Genomic DNA, 15,004 nt, shown 5'->3' on the forward strand with positions numbered 1-15,004 from the left:
ACAAACGGGGAGCCCACCTCGAAAAGAGGTGACCCCACCGTAGAGATCGTCGGTCTGACTCCATACATGTCGCGCAATGTCGCGCGTTCTGGCTTGCTTCCGAACCTCAGGCTTCAGCTCCCGCCAAGCTGTTTCAGGATTTCTTGAGCCTGGGCGCATTCATCGGCGTAGCGATTGGCCGCTGCGCCTTTGCAGGTCGTGTTTTGGAACTTCTGGAGTTGCTGCACGGCTTCGTTCTTTCGCGGAGGCTGCGCCTTCGAATACGCGAAGCCCAAGTTGAAGAACGCGATCTGCTGGCCCTTCTCGTTGCAGGAGCCGCACGCTGCTTTTGCGGCGTCGAAGTCGGCGATGGCTCCGTTGAAGTCCCCTCGAACTTCCTTCACCTCGCCCGCGAGCGAGCGAATGATGAAGAGCGTTTTGTCGCCCGGCTTGGCGAACGAGACAGCCTCTTTGAGGACGGCGTCGGCCTGCTCGAAGAAGTTGAGTCGAATGTAGAGGTCCGCGAGCGGCCCGTAAAACACGGTCTCGTCGGGCTTCTTCTGAATCGCCTCACTATAATTTTGAAGTGCCCCCGCCTCGTCGTCGGTGTGCAAAAGCACCTGCGCCAACTCGAAATGCGCTTCCGCGTAATTGGGATCGAGTTGGATGGCCGCCTGGAGCGGGCCCTTCGCATCGGCCCAGCCCGTGGGGCCTTTGACCGCCTGCTGCTCCAGCGCATAGCCGTGCAAAAAGAAGTAATTGGCGTGCTTGGGCGCGAGCTTCTCGGCGCGCGCACACGTCGATGCGACCTTGTCCCACGCTTCTTTCTTCTGATAGGCCGTCGCCAGCTTCCAGAGAATGCGATGGTTCGTCGGATCGAGATTGGTGGCTTGCTCGTACTTCGATATCGCTTCATCGATGTTCGTCGCGCGCGCCTTGTCCCCTTCGTTGGACAGGTTCACCGCCTCGATGTTGTTCCGGCTGCAGCCAGCCGTGAAAACCGTGGCCACCGCACCGACTACGAGCCCCACGAGTACCTTCATGCGCATCGTCATCGTAAAACCTCGAATGTGCCACGTTCCCGAAGGAAAACGGCCGCGAAAAGAGCCCGCCACATCCGCCTAAAAACCTTGATTCAAAGTGTAGCGGGGCAAGCAGGAGAAAGTCCACTCTGCTGGGGTTCGGATGTCAGGGTGAGGAGAGCGTTGAGGCGTAGGGGGGCACCGCGGCGTCTTCGAGCACGAGCGCGTGCGTGTGCACGACCACGCTCACGCGCACGAAAAACGAGCACGACCACGAGAACGGAAACGTGAACGTTCACGTGATCGTGATCCTGCACGCGCACGCGCTCGTGCTCGAAGCAACAAAACGCAACGGCCGAGAGCCTCCTTCTCAGGAGACCTCGGCCGCTACGCTGCTTATGTAACCGACGTCAGTCGCCCGGGCTGAAGATGATCGGGTACACGACGGTGACGATGCCGCCCTCGGGCTGCGGGAAGGAAAGATTCCCGAAGCCGCGGACGACGCATTGAACGACGCCCTGATCCGGGAGCTCCGAGCCTCCATCCGAGGCCGTGGCCACCGCACCTTGGCGGTCGATGACGAACTTGACCGAGACGCGGCCCGACAAGTTCGGGTTGGTGCGCATGCCGTTCTCGTAGCAGAGACGGAAGCGGCCGAAGTTCTGGCGAACGATACGCTGGATGACCTCCGGCGGCAGACGCCCGTTCACTTGCGTGGTGCCCTGGCGAATGCTCGGTGCGCGCGTCTGGTGCGAGCCGCCGAGACGACCGTGGCCGTTGCCGAAGCCTTGGCCCGTGCCGGTTCCTGCGCCGTGGCCCAGGGTGCCGATGTTGCCGAGACCGATGCCTTCGCCGCGACCACCGCCACCTTCGCCGACGCCCGAGAGACCCAGGCCGCCGGCGCCGAACGAATCGCCGATGGTGTCGCCCCACATGTTGCCGCGGGCGCTCATCGGATCCGTACCGAGCGAATCTTCACGACCCCACGGCGCCGTCGGCGCATTGGGATCCGCACCGCCGCCCACGTTGAGGAGGCCGATCATGCCGAATTCCGCCGCCTCGTGCAGCGCCGCTTGGCGCGCGATGTGCGGATCCGGGTTGTCCTGCGGACCTTGCACGCCGTAGCGGTGGCCCGTCTCTTTGGTGGTCGGGTTCCCCATGGAACCTTCTTCACCCTTGGCGCGCGTGCCGGTGCCGCCTTCTTTGTTGTCGGCGTTGTCCTGCACCGCCTCGGTGTCGCGCTGCTCTTGCTCGCGCTCGGCCGCAGCGTTCAGCAAGTGCTGCATCTTCAGGATTTGATCCCGATCGATCGCCTCGCTGTCGTCCGCGCCCATGCTCGGCATGAAGAACGCGAGCGCCGCCACGATGCCCATGTGGATCAAGAACGAGAGACCCACGAAGGCGTACGCCGCCGGCTCGAACTGCGCGAAGGCGCCCATCGGCGGGGCCTTGCCTGCGTTCACCGCACTCACCTGGAAGATGAGGCCCGAACCCTCGAGCTCCATCTTGGCCTTGGCGCCCGCGGGAAGCTCGAACTCGTACCCGCCGCTGATCTCGCTCGACGGACGCGCGCGCCCGGATTGGATCAAGTCGGCGATGGTGAGCTTCGGCTGCCCGGGAATTTCCACGGTGCCCGTGGTGCGCGGCAGGATGACCAGCGCCGCACTCCCGCCCCGCGCGAGCACGATCGGCGCGCGCGTGGTTCCCAAGGTCTCGCTCGGGATGAAGTAGTCACACCCGATGTTGCCCATCTGCTCTTCGCCGACGAAGAACGACCGCGGCGGCGTGAGGTGCGAAACGTGGAGCACGTTGGTGTCCCACAGGATCATCACTTCGATGGCGGCGAGGTGCGCGACCTCGACCTCGTCCGGGTTCACTTCCGGACCGCTCTTGACGAGCTTGTACGTGTACGTGCCCGGCGGCGCATTCGGATCGACGTCGGTGTGTCCATACGGCGATTGCGCAGACGCCGAGAACGGGCTCGCACCCGGCGGCGGTCCCGCGAACGGCATCGACCCCGGCGGCGCCGCGAACGGATTCGCAGCGAAGGGATTCGCCGCAGCGCCGGCATGGGCAGCCTGGGCAGCGACCGCAGCGCCGGTCTGGATGTCGCGACCTGCGATGCCACCACCGGAAGACGGCGGACCGCCAAACGGATTGGCGCCGCGCGGATCCGACGATGCCGGCACCGTGTAGCCCGGGTCCTGTTGCGACGCGGGAACCGGCGCAAAGCCCGTCCCCTGTGCCGTTTGCACGCGCGGGATCGGTGCAGGTGGCGGAGGTGGAGGTGCCATTTGCCCGATCTGGCTCGTGGCGCCTTGGCCTGCGAGCTCGGCGCTCTCGAGCAGGATCAAGGTGGAGCCGATCTGGATCTGATCGCCCGGCCGGATCTTGCACTTGTTGACCCGCTGGCCATTCACCATCGTGCCGGGCTCGTTGCCGAGATCGATCAGCGTGATGTCGGCGGGCGAGGCCACCTCGATGACCGCGTGCATGCGCGACGCGAGCTCGTCGTCCACGCGCAGGTGGCTTCGAGGGTCCTTGCCGATCTTGACGACGATGTCTTGGACGATCGTGTCGCGACGAACGAGCTGATCGCCTTGGTAGAGCGCAAACGTGAGCGCAACCTTGGGCTTACCTTGGCTTTCCATGGTTTACAGATTCTCCACCGACTTCAACATCTCAGGCACAAACGATGTACGGGGTCGAATCAGCGTTGTTCGCACCGGTCCCGGACGCACGCGGATGGTCGCGTCCTGGGGACCGAATCCCCCCGCACTCAACGGATCGTCGGAAAACTCGTAGCCGTATCCCTCGTTGCTCGTCGACGCCTTGGCGCCCGCCTTCGTGTCGCCGGCGCCGGGCGCCGGGGCACCTGCAGGCGCTTGCGCAAACGCAGGCACGCTAAGAGCGAGCGTAACCAGCATCGCGACGCAACCGACCATCACCGACTTCCGCTTGCTCCCGTTCATGGGTGTGTCTCTCCGATAAAAACCGCGAGCCCTGCGCTCAATGCGGTGACGTTGCGATTACAGTGACAGTGTATCCCCCGCCAGTCGCTACGGTCAATCTCTCCGCTCAATGTTTTTTCACTTCTTTGCTGACCAAAAACGACTCTTCCTATTGGAACGGACAACACGCGGAGGGCCAAGTTCCCGAATAGTTGGCCCCCCTCGGAACCGGTCACTTCTTCGGTGGCTCAGCAGCAGCGGGTGCGCCCGCAGCCGGGGGCGGTGCGGCATTCTTGTCGTCGACGCCCGCCGCCAAGAAGGCGATGGTGTCGTCGATATCCTGCATACGCTCCTTGGCGCGCTTCACGGCGCCGTCGTATTCGGAGCGGCCGGTGGCCTTCGCCACGAAGTCGCCATAAATGCTCTTCGCCGCGTTGAGCGCGCCGATGGTCTTGTCCTTCCCACCGCCGCCCTTGGCCTTGTACTCCTGGGTCAAAATGCCTTCGTTGTAGAAAGCATCCGGGCGATTCGGGTCGATCTTCTTCGCTGCATCGAGCTCGGCCTGCACCGCGTTCACCTGCGCGTCGTAATTCGAGTCGGTGATCTGTCCACGAAGTGCGAGCGCCATTCCCAAGTGGGCGTCGTAGTCATTCGGGCGCATGTCCAGCGCGCGACGGAGGGCCGCCTGCGCTTGCTCGAACCCGCGGAAGGAGAGGTTGACGAACGCGTAGTTCATCTGCGCTTCGAAGAACTTCGGATCGAGCTTCGCCGCCGCATTGAACTCGCTCACCGCGCCGTTGATCTGACCGAGCTCGTTCTGAATGAGCCCCGCCGTGTTGTGGATCGGTGCGTAGTTCGGATTCTTCCGAACGGCCTGCGAGCACACCAGCGCCGCGAGCTCGAGCTGCTGCACGTCCGCGCGCTTGCCCAGCGCCGCGTTGGTCGCAATGCCGCGCCCCTTGCCGCGGCCCGAGCTCACCTTCGTGCCGCCGGCGCGCTTCTTCGCCTGCTGGAAGTAGTAGAGCGCGAGCTGGTTGAACGCCGGCATGTACGCGTCGTCGATGGCCAGGGCGCGCTGCAGATTCTTCTTCGCGCACTCCATGTCATCTTTGCAGCCATCGCCCGCCGCCGCGCCATCGCGCTGCATTTGGAACATGGCCAAGTTGACCAGCGCCGGCACGTTCTGGAACTGCGCGTCGAGGACCGACTGCTGCAGCGATGAAATCGCCGCGTCCTCGTTGCCGTCCGCCTTGAACTGGTAGAGCGCCAGTTGCACGCGGGCGTGGTGGAATTTCGGGTCGTCGGCCAAGGCCTTTTCGAACATGGCCTTGGCTTCTTTGTCGTTCCCGCAGCGCTGCCACGCGAGACCCGCGTTGAAGGTCGCCTCGGGGAACTTCCCGCCCTTTTGCTCGGCGGCGGCGGCCTTGAACAGATTCGCCGTCTCCTGGCAGGCCGCGTCGTTCCAGTTGCCCGCTTTGTCGTGGCCGTTGAGGACCTCGATGGCGGCGAAGAACTTGTCCTGCGCCTCCTTGTTGACCTCCGCCGGCTTGCCCGGGGTCGTGGGGCCTTTCGCGGTGTCCGGAGACTTCGCTCCTTCGCCCTTGGCCCCGCCGCCGCAACCTACCGTGAAAGAACCCACGACCAAGGCGGCCAACGCCACCAGCGTTTTCACTTTTCGATTCATCGTGGTCCCCATCACTTCTTCTTCCCACCGGGTAGAGGCCGAACCGTCGCGCCCTTCGGCGGCTTCGGCGCACCACCACCGCCGCCACCACCAGCAGAGGCCGAAGCCTTCACCCCGCCTTTGCCACCGGCGCCTTTGTCACCCTTCTTCGCGTCCGCCTTCTGGTCGTCCGACGGAGCCGCCACGCTGCTCGCCGCCACCTTCTCTGCGGGGCCCGTGTTCGCGGGGTGCCAGATCAACCCGCCGAGGGTGATCGGCGGCGGCTTGTCGTCGAGACCACTGTTCGACAAGGTCGGCGCACCGCGCAGCTCGTCGACGACGTGGTATTCGGCCTTGTAGTTCTTCGCGAGCCACTCCTCGCAGCTACGCGAGTATTGGTCGAAGTACTGGAACTTCACCGAGTAGGTGAGGCACGTCACGAGCGCGGGCTTCGCCTTTTGCACCTTGATGGGCTCACTCTTCGCGTCGAGCGCGTCGAAGTACACGCCGCGGATCTCGGCATCCTTCTTCCACGACTCCGGAATCGGAGCGGCGCGGAACGAGTCGACGAAGTCACCCCACATCAGACCGACGCGTGAGCCGGCCGCGATGACCCACTTCGGCGGAGCGTCCGGCTGCAGGTCGACGATCTTCTTGTACGCCGCCGCCGCTGCCTCGATGGCCGGGCCCTTCTTCTCGAGCCATTCCTTGACGCGCGTGTTGATGTGGCGCCGGACGTCGTCCGCCGAGCCCGAGCCGCGGTAGACGGGGAACTTGATCTTGTCGACCGTCTCCTTCTTCAGCTCCTCGGCCGCCGCGAAGTACGACTCGCCGACCGCGTTGAGGGCCTTGCCGACGCGCTTTTGCTTCTGCGCCTCGTCCTCGTTCGGGTACGCATCGTTGATCTTGCGCACCGCGTCCGCAGGGTTCTCCCAGATCTTGCGCACCTTCGCGTAGTCCGCGTGCGAACGATCCTTGTTCTGATGGCGCACCTTCAAGTACGCCCGGGCCAAGGTCGCATGCGCCTGCACCTGGATGTCCGGCGCCGCGTTGCGGTCGATGTACCCGATGGAGTCTTCCAGAGCCTTTTGCGCCTTGTCCCAATCTTCCTTCTCGGCGTAGTGCGCGCCGATGGCGAAGGCGATCGTCGCGGCCTGGGTCGGCTTGCTCGCGCCGTAGTTCTTGCGGAACATCTCGGCGTCGGCGATGCCCTTCTCTTCGTCACCCAATCCGAGGCGGAGCACGGTGGCGTCCGAAAGGGCCTGGTCGGCCTTCTCGTACTTGGGATTCTCCTTGGCGAACTTCTCGAACCACTCCGCCGCCTGGTCGTAGACCGCGATGGCCTGGTAGTTCCCGCCAATCTCGTACGTGGCCTTCTTCGCCAGGTCCGACTTGTCCATCTTGTAGCGCGGGTCGAGCAGGGTCATACGCGCCTTGATGGCCTTCGCCACGAGACGGGCCGCCTGGAACGCCTTGGCCGAGTTGTAGAGGATCTCGTCCAGACGCTCGCACTGGCCGGGCTGCCCCTGGCTCAATTGCGCCTCGCCGTAACGACGCCACAACTCGAAGTACGTGTTGCCCGCCTGCTCGTAGGTCTGAACCGCGTTGGCTCCGCCCTTGTCCGCGAGCTCCACCAGCTTCTGCGCCTTCAAGCGCTGGATGTCGCAGCTCACCTTGGTGAGCGACACGCACTGCTCGGCGTTCTTCTTCTCTTTCTCACCCGTGCAATACAGCTCGACGAACTTGGGCACGTCGTTCTGCATGTCGTCGTAGCAGGACGGACGCGGCGGGTTCGAGTGCGAGCCGATGACGTTGATGGCCTCGAGGTAAAGCTGCGCGGCGTAAATCCCGACGTCCTTGTCGGCATTCTGCAGCGCGATCTCGCGGAACGCGGCGCCGGCTTCTTCCCAGTGCTGCGCCTCGAAGTACGTACGCGCGCGGGCGTATTTGACCTCGACGAGCTGCTCCTGGCCCTGCGCGTCGACCGGCTTGATGTAACAGATGTACCGATTGAAGGCGGTGATCATCCCCTTCTGGTTCTCGGTCAGCGGCTTGGGCTGAAGGCGCGAATCCTCCTCGGCCTTCTTCTGAGCCTCGGTCTGCTTCGTCTGGCCGGGCGCGTTGCCCATGCCCTTGCGGGCCTCACCGCCTTTGTGGGCGGCCTCGTAGATGTTCTGGTAGCAGAGCACCGAGGCGTACGCGGCCTCCGGAGCATCCGGCCCCGTGGGGTTCTCGGCCACGACCTTGTCGAACGCCGGACCGCACTCCGCCCACTTCTGTTGGAAGTAGAGGAGGTCCGCCATCGCGTAGCGGATCTTGTAGAGCGTCGGCCAGTCTTCCTTGACGATGCGGGGGAACTCGAAGGTCGCGAAGTCCTGCGCGTTCCAGGTGTCGCCAATCTTCTTGTACAGGTAGGCGGCCAGGGTCATCGCCTTCTGGTCGCCCGTACCGCGCTGGCCTTGCGAACCAACGGCCTCCAAGTGCCAGGCCATGCCGGTCTCGGTGAGCAGCGCCGCGGTCTTGTTCGCGCACTCCTTCTTCGACTCGGCGGTGTGGTTGGCGTTCTTGAACTCGCTGTAATTCTTGAGTTGGTTGTCGAGCTCCGTCTTGACCAAGTCCTTGTTGCCGGACTTCATCGCGAGCGTCGCCTCGGTGATGTGCGCCTGGTAGACGCAGTGCTTGTCACCGTTGCGGTCGCGGCTCATCAAGTCGCGGTAGAGCGTGATGGCCTCGGGGTAGTGACCGGTGTCCAGGTAGTTGACGCCGAGGTCGTCCATCATCTGGAACGTCTTGGTGTCGGAGCCCGGCGTATCGCCCGAGATGTTGTGGAAGTAATTGTACGCCGCCGCGGGATTGCCCTTCAGCGCGTAAACCGGAATCGTGTCCTTGCGCGCGGCATCGGCCAGCTTGCTGGAGCCCGGCTGCTCTTTGTACGTGTTGCCCCAGTCGATCGTCTTCTTGAAGGCGTTGAGGGCCTTCTCGAACTGCGACTGGTTCCAGAAGACGTACCCGAGCTTGTACCAGGCATACCCGTACACCTTGTTCTTCTCGGGCGGGTACTTGATGACCTCCGTGTACGCCTGCGCGGCGAGGTCCCACTTGCTGGGATCGCCCATCGCCTCGTTGAAGAAGAGCTCACCGAAGGCGAGGTACGCATTGGGGACGTACTTCGAATCGGGGCGCTTATTAATCAGCTCGAGGTAGACTTTTCGCGCATTGGCGTTGTCGTTCGCCTGCTCGTACTCGTAGGCGAGGTAGTAGAGGACCTCGTCCAGCTTCGAGTAGTTCGGGTACTCGTTCTTGATGAGCGAGTAGTAGTTCTGCGCCTTGCCGCGGGCGCCGTTCATGATCTGCGCAGCGGAGTTGGCCTGCGTCTGCTTTTGCCCCGCGCCCGCCGGATTCGTCTTCTTCAGCGTGTCGCGGTCGATCTCGGCCTGCGTCTTCTCTTTGAAGGCGGCGCTCTCGAGCTCGACGTAGTCCTCCGACAAACGACGCGCGAGCTCGACCCGGTCGGGCGAGCTCTTTGGCGTCGACGCGAAGAGGCTTTCCAACCCCTGGATTTCCGTCACCAGCAGGGCGCGCGCACGCGCCTGCAGGCGGCTCTTTCGTTCATCGCGCGGAATCGTCTCCGTCGGAGCGCCCGGCTTGATTTCGCCCTTCTTCTTCGCATCAATCGGGGCGACGCCGCGGAAATTCACTTGCGGCTGCTTGCCGTGTTTGCCGACGTCGAACTCCTTCGGACCGGCCCCCGGACATGCGGTGAGCTCTTTGCGTGCACTATCGTTGATGCACGCGCCGCCCGCAGTCTCGGCTGCCGCCACGGGCGTGGTGCTGGAGTGCACCACGGCGAGGGACAGCAGCCCGAGCCCGAACGCGATGACCTTATTCATGAGAAACTACCTCCCGCACTTCGAGGTGATGGACTGGCGATAGAAGCCCAGTTCGTCGCGCCAGTACTCGCCGTCGAACGGCCAGATGACGTGCTCCTCGTCCGGCTTGACGATGTTGGCTTTCGACTCGGCCGCCGTGACCTGCCCACCGGAGATGGCTACGTCCAGCTGGTTGCGCTGCGCCGCCGTGATGTCGATGAGGATCTTCGAGGCGTTGCGCAGGTGTTCGTTCAACTCATCCAAGTTTCGCTGGTAGCGGTCGCGGGCCAGCTGCCCCGTGTTGCGCACCGCGAGGTCGCGCGCGAGCTGGAGCGAATCCTTCACGTCCGCGCCCAGGGATGACGACTGGAAGCCCGCCGGCCGCTGCTTGAACCGCGCGGCCTCGTCGTCGAGGACCTTCACGTATTCGAGGTTGCGCAGGAGCTGACGGTCGGACAGCGCGTTCTGGACGATCGGCTTGATCCGAGGATCGAGGTTGGCTTTGTCTTCCCGCACGTCCTTGAGAAACTTGTAGAAGGCCTCTTCTTGGTTCTCGCCTTTGAATCGCCCGAGAACCTTGTTCAGCTCGTCGTAGATGGGCTGATACTTACCCTGGAACTTTGCGACGATAACGCGAGCGTCGTCATACTGGCAGTTCGCAAAGTAGATGACCGCACGGAGGACTTCCGCTTCCGGATAGTGCGAATTGGGGAAGTACGGCGCGCCAATCGTGTGGATATTACCAAGTGCGTGCGGGTAGTCGCCTGCCATGAAATAGGCCCACGACTCCTCGAACAGACCGTCGAGCCAGTACTCGCTCGCGACGTCGACCTTGTTCCAGTACTTGACCGCAGCCGAGAGCTTCTGGCTGTCGATCGTGGGCGCATTGTTCTCGTCGAGGCGAACGGATGCCGAGTAGTACGTGCGCGCCATCGAGAGGAACGCGAGGTCGCGCATGCGCGCCTCGTCCTCGACGCCCTGCACGCCCTCGTCGATGGCGCCGACGATGCGCTGGAACGACTGGACCGCCGGCACCGACTTGCGCAGCTGGACGTAGCTGATGCCTTGGAAAAATTGAGACTGGACGTAATACTTCGATTGCCGGTCGACCTTGGTAAAAAGTCGAATCGCATCCTCATATTGGCGATTGCGATATCGGTACCGGCCCAGGAGATAATTTAGCTGCCAATACAAATCGCGCTGATTGGCATTGTTGAATCGTTCGATTTGTGCATCGGAGTATTTACCGACGCGCTCGACGATGTCGGCCGGCTCGGGAAGGTCGGTGGCCAGCTTGGAGAGCCAGAGGAGCGTCTCGTTGAATTTCAGGTGGTTACCCTTGTCGGCGATCTCGCTGAAGATGCCGTAGGCCGCCTGGTAGAACTTCATGCGATAGAGGGCAATGGCGAGGTGGTATTGCCCCAATTGCTTGTTGCCCTCGTCGTCGCCGGTCTCACCTTTGCGGACGCGGTCGAGTGCAAGTGCGGCTTCCTGCCACTTCTCACCATCGAAGAGGCGCTTGGCTTCCTGCGCCTGCTGCGTCATCTGACCGGCCTGCGGTGGCGGTGAGTTGTCGACCGGCTTCGCCGCGGCCGGCTGGCCGCCTGCGGGCGCCGTTCCGGGCGCCTTGGGATCGAGCTCCACATCCGAACCCCCGGTCGGAGGGGTTGCCGGGGGCGCCGGAGTACCAGGCTTCGCAGGCGCGGGGGCCGCGGGTGGCTTCTTCGGCTTTCCTTTTTGCGCGTCGGCCATTCCCGGCGCGCCCAGGGTGAAGGCTGACGCCAGCAGAACAAGGCCTACCTTATTGAGAGCGCGGCCATGGCCCGCCCTCGTCCACCAGGAGATGCGCATCGATTTGCTCCTCATGCTCGCGTCGTTTCACGAAACAGCGCGCCGGAAAAGGGATCCACGCAGCCAAAAACGTCAACGATGTTCAAAGGATATTCACCCCGAGCCGTGCGATGGTACGGAGGCGATTTGCTGCTTGTCAAGGTGAAACAAGGCCAACAACAGCGTGATCTGCTTAGGTCATTATATTGAAAACAAGATGGCCGAAGCGAAGAAAGATGGCGACGAGATCGGCCATTGAGACGAGTGAACTTATGGAAGCCTCGGCCTACTTCTCCCACCGCGACCCGACTGGTGGCATCACGCGAGAGCGCTGGCGAAGCATGTATTGAAACGGCCCAAAGGTACGTCGCTCGCGACGTCCAATGATCAGCGCCGCGACCAGTGATGTGACCAGTGAAAGATTTGCGAGGCATGGGTGGGCCGCTTGACCTTATTTGAAGAAGTCGATTACCGTTAAAACAGGTAGCTGCATCTAGTATTGGGTCGGCGGATCCCTTGAAGTCCGCTTCAAAAGAGAGAGAGCCCTCACGATGATTAGCTCGCGCCTCCTCATTTCGCGGGGCCTGCTCGGCCTCGTGGCCTCGGCCATTCTTTTCACGATCGCGGCACCCGGGTGTAACAGCACGCAAGGTGTCGGTGACCCGTGCCGACCGGAGCGTGAATACGACGCAACGTTCAACGGCTTCGACGTCGACGAGGTGAACGTCGAGTCGAAGAGCTACCAGTGCCAGACGCGTCTTTGCTTGGTGAATCACTTCCAAGGCCGCGTCACCTGCCCCTTCGGCCAGAAGATCGACGGAACGCCGCGGGAAGACGGCCTGCCCAACTGCATCCTTCCGGGCACGGTCGACTCGAAGGTCACCGGCAGCCCCGATCCGAAGATCGGCGCCGAGGTGAAGCCGAACCTGGTCGATCGCCTCCCCGAGAAGGCTGTTTACTGCTCCTGCCGCTGCGCCAACGCGGACGGCAGCACCGACGACGGCGCAAACTACTGCGAGTGCCCCGACGGATTTACGTGCGAGCAGCTCGTGGCCTCCATCGGAAAAGAGTTCAGCCAAGAACTTTCCGGCGGCTACTGCATCAAGTCGGGCACGAAGTACAACTCCGCGAGCCCCACGTCGACGGTGCCGTGCAGTGCCACGAACAAGAAAGACTGCGGCGGCTGACCGAATCGAGAGGCAGGCCCGCAAGGTCCTAGCCTCTCGCAAAGCAGAGGACGCGGTCGTCGAGTACTTGCAGGCGCAAGGATTCGACATCGCCGCGCGCAACCTGCGACTGGGCCATCTGGAGATCGACATCGTCGGTCTTCGAGATGGCCTTGCTGTTTTGGTGGAAGTGAGAACCCGCGGCGCAACGGCCTACGAAAAGCCGCTCGCCAGCGTGGCCGGCAAGAAGCGAATGCGCCTGCTCCACGCCGCCGATCGCCTATGGCGAGGCCACCTCTCGAAGCGCCCCGACGTTGCACGCATGCGCATCGACGTCGCCGGCGTCACCTTCTCCCCCGACGGCAGCCCTCACGTCGAGTACATCCCCGGCGCGATCACGGCTTGAAGAGAGATTCACAGGAAGACGGGAAGACGGGAAGTTTTTGGGGGCCGAGCGGCGAAATCGGGCCAACTGCAAACCCTACAGAAACTCTCTTCTGGTCTTCCCGTCTTCCCGTCTTCCTGTGAACTCTCTCCGGAGGGTCAGAGGGCGGGGGTCGAGAAGTCGCCCTTGATGTCGAGGGATGCTTTGATCTCTTCTTTGACCACGACCACGTCGTGGAGCGCGTCTTCGCCTACCCCGGCGGCCTTTGCCTTTTCGATGGCGGCCTCCAGCAATTGGTACTCGCGGAATTGGCGCGCCTTCAGGCTTTGGACCATGTCGAGGAAGGTCTGGAAGAAGTCCTGCAGCTCGTCGCCCCGGCGCAGGCGACCATGAAAAGACAGCTTCCCCTCGCCCACTTGGCGCAGAAGCATGGTCATCTTGTAGATCGGCCCGGCCACTTTGTGGGTGAAGTAGATCCCCAGTAGCCCGATCAGGATGACCATCAACGTGAGCCCGCCCACCAGCGCGGCGAACATGATCTTTTGCTTTTGCACCAGCGACTGGCGCTGCTCGGCGAGCTTCTGCTCGTTGAGAACGGCCTCGCCGTTGAAGGCGTTCGCGAGCTCGGGGTTGTCGGCGTAGTTGTCGCGGATCGTCATCTTGACGACGTCCGAGACCTTCTTGCTCTCGACCAGAACGTGATCGCTCTGCTCCACCACCTTGTGGCTCGTGCTCAAAAGGAAGACGCCCAAGATCGCACTGATGACCAGCGCCACGGCGATGATGAAGCCCGTGTATTTAAGCTGAAAGCTCGAGTCGATGAGGTAGTTGCGCAAGTTACGTTGGTGGCGACCCGCCTTGGGGGGAGCGGACGACGCAACGGGGGCGGAAGTGGTCATCGGATTCTTTCCTTCATGGTGCCGGACACGACCCCTCCGCGCCAGTTTGTCGACATCACATCTAACTCTACGAACGTGGATCTCGTACCAATCCTGAGCTTTGGCTGCCAGCGAGGTGCGGCAGCGAGACAATCCCGGCGGGGCCGGTGAGATGCACGACTCTACGAGCAAGAACCGCCAGAACGCTCCGCGGCCCTTGCAACCGGCCGTGGACAAAACGCCGGCCTCGCCGGGATTGTCCCGCTGCCGCTGCTTGCCTTCGAGGAGAGTTTCGAGTCATGACCGGCACCTACCCCTAGAGGTACTGCTCACTGAAAATTTTGTGTGAACAGCTCCGCGGCACGTTCCGCGGCCATACCCATCAGGTTTTGCTCCGCCGAGTGATCGCCGGGTCGAACCCCTGCTTGGGTGAGGCCCGCGGGCACTTCCCCTCGCAGATTTTTGCCCGGGTAATCGAAGACTGCACACTTGACCCGGACACGCAGGTTACCGCCCGCATAGTCGAACTTCTCGACCGAGATGGCCAAGTAGTAGCCTTTCAACTTACGCTTCGCGATGGTGGCGCGGGCGGCGTCCATCCCTTCTTTCGCCGGGGCGAGCTGGTAACCACCCAGTGACTCGATCTTGCTGCGAAGCGCGGGAAGGATCGCGCGCTCCACCTCTTCGATCGGCCGGCCCGTATTGTTCGTGATGGGCGAAACGGCCACGTAAAAGCGTGCATTTTGCACGAACTTGGGCGTCCACGGCCCCGAGCTCTGGCCCGGCGAGCCACCGCCCCCTCCTGACGACGGCTCCAGCGCATCCAGGGTGCGTTGAAGCTGCATCTTCACCTGCGCGTTGGGCTCGTTGCCCAGCCGGTTGCGCACGCAGCTCACGGCCGAGGGCCGATTCAAGCGCTTGAGCGCGGCGGCGACCGATTGGCGTACGATGTCGTTCGGATCGGACGAGAGCGATTGGCAAAGCGGCGTGACGGCTTTGTCCCGCTCGGCAGCGTCGGCGAGGGAGCCCAGGCCGAGTGCGGCACTCGTGCGAATACGGAAGTCGTCCGCAACACCGGGCGCAGGCGGGTACTGGAGACGCGCGATGAGGAACTGCGTGCGATCTTCGGCGAACGCAATGTCAGGGGCGGCGGCGACGAGCAAAAGGACCGAAAGTCCCATCATCCACGCCAACGCGAGCCCGCGCTTTCCGTTCATCAACGTGCTGAGCAAGGTATCATGGGAGCTCCTTCAAGAAGAGC

Annotated in this window: 10 protein-coding genes; 2 read left to right on the forward strand and 8 right to left on the reverse strand. The window is 62.9% G+C overall.

Annotated elements, in window-relative coordinates:
* Positions 1 to 113 precede the first annotated feature (113 nt).
* The 6 genes from LVJ94_35610 to LVJ94_35635 all read right to left on the reverse strand — a co-directional run bounded on the left by LVJ94_35610 (position 114) and on the right by LVJ94_35635 (position 11,350).
* A complete protein-coding gene (locus LVJ94_35610; protein ID WXB02231.1) occupies positions 114 to 1,034 on the reverse strand; it encodes a tetratricopeptide repeat protein in 921 nt (306 codons plus the stop codon).
* Between the two features lie 377 nt (positions 1,035 to 1,411).
* A complete protein-coding gene (locus LVJ94_35615) occupies positions 1,412 to 3,652 on the reverse strand; it encodes an AgmX/PglI C-terminal domain-containing protein (GenBank protein WXB02232.1) in 2,241 nt (746 codons plus the stop codon).
* Between the two features lie 3 nt (positions 3,653 to 3,655).
* A complete protein-coding gene (locus LVJ94_35620; protein WXB02233.1) occupies positions 3,656 to 3,973 on the reverse strand; it encodes a hypothetical protein in 318 nt (105 codons plus the stop codon).
* Between the two features lie 211 nt (positions 3,974 to 4,184).
* Positions 4,185 to 5,636 carry a hypothetical protein gene (locus LVJ94_35625; GenBank protein WXB02234.1) on the reverse strand — a complete coding sequence of 484 codons (1,452 nt, stop codon included), beginning with the start codon at positions 5,634 to 5,636 and terminating at the stop codon, positions 4,185 to 4,187.
* A gap of 11 nt (positions 5,637 to 5,647) precedes the next feature.
* Positions 5,648 to 9,505, reverse strand: a complete 3,858-nt coding sequence (locus LVJ94_35630) for a tetratricopeptide repeat protein (protein WXB02235.1) — start codon at positions 9,503 to 9,505, stop codon at positions 5,648 to 5,650.
* Positions 9,506 to 9,511: 6 nt separating this feature from the next.
* On the reverse strand, positions 9,512 to 11,350 hold the full coding sequence (locus LVJ94_35635) for a hypothetical protein (GenBank protein WXB02236.1): 1,839 nt from the start codon (positions 11,348 to 11,350) through the stop codon (positions 9,512 to 9,514).
* 515 nt (positions 11,351 to 11,865) lie between these two features.
* Between LVJ94_35635 and LVJ94_35640 the strand changes: the two genes are divergently transcribed.
* Positions 11,866 to 12,501: a hypothetical protein gene (locus tag LVJ94_35640; protein WXB02237.1), complete on the forward strand. Its 636-nt coding sequence runs from the start codon at positions 11,866 to 11,868 to the stop codon at positions 12,499 to 12,501.
* 67 nt (positions 12,502 to 12,568) lie between these two features.
* On the forward strand, positions 12,569 to 12,886 hold the full coding sequence (locus LVJ94_35645) for a YraN family protein (protein ID WXB02238.1): 318 nt from the start codon (positions 12,569 to 12,571) through the stop codon (positions 12,884 to 12,886).
* 137 nt (positions 12,887 to 13,023) lie between these two features.
* Here the strand turns inward: LVJ94_35645 and LVJ94_35650 are convergent, their stop codons facing one another.
* Positions 13,024 to 13,764 carry a hypothetical protein gene (locus LVJ94_35650; protein ID WXB02239.1) on the reverse strand — a complete coding sequence of 247 codons (741 nt, stop codon included), beginning with the start codon at positions 13,762 to 13,764 and terminating at the stop codon, positions 13,024 to 13,026.
* Between the two features lie 308 nt (positions 13,765 to 14,072).
* Positions 14,073 to 14,975, reverse strand: coding sequence for a HEAT repeat domain-containing protein (locus LVJ94_35655; GenBank protein ID WXB02240.1), 903 nt, complete (start codon positions 14,973 to 14,975; stop codon positions 14,073 to 14,075).
* Between the last annotated feature and the right edge of the window lie 29 nt (positions 14,976 to 15,004).

The sequence above is a fragment of the Sorangiineae bacterium MSr11367 genome, assembly GCA_037157805.1.
In the GTDB taxonomy this organism is placed as follows: Bacteria; Myxococcota_A; Polyangia; order Polyangiales; family Polyangiaceae; genus Pendulispora; species Pendulispora rubella.

Bases quoted from the DNA above. Each gene is read 5' to 3' on its own strand.
- LVJ94_35625 (WXB02234.1), bottom strand. From the start codon at position 5,636: ATGAATCGAAAAGTGAAAACGCTGGTGGCGTTGGCCGCCTTGGTCGTG.
- LVJ94_35630 (WXB02235.1), bottom strand. From the start codon at position 9,505: ATGAATAAGGTCATCGCGTTCGGGCTCGGGCTGCTGTCCCTCGCCGTG.
- LVJ94_35635 (WXB02236.1), bottom strand. From the start codon at position 11,350: ATGAGGAGCAAATCGATGCGCATCTCCTGGTGGACGAGGGCGGGCCAT.
- LVJ94_35650 (WXB02239.1), bottom strand. From the start codon at position 13,764: ATGACCACTTCCGCCCCCGTTGCGTCGTCCGCTCCCCCCAAGGCGGGT.
- LVJ94_35640 (WXB02237.1), top strand. From the start codon at position 11,866: ATGATTAGCTCGCGCCTCCTCATTTCGCGGGGCCTGCTCGGCCTCGTG.
- LVJ94_35615 (WXB02232.1), bottom strand. From the start codon at position 3,652: ATGGAAAGCCAAGGTAAGCCCAAGGTTGCGCTCACGTTTGCGCTCTAC.
- LVJ94_35620 (WXB02233.1), bottom strand. From the start codon at position 3,973: ATGAACGGGAGCAAGCGGAAGTCGGTGATGGTCGGTTGCGTCGCGATG.
- LVJ94_35610 (WXB02231.1), bottom strand. From the start codon at position 1,034: ATGACGATGCGCATGAAGGTACTCGTGGGGCTCGTAGTCGGTGCGGTG.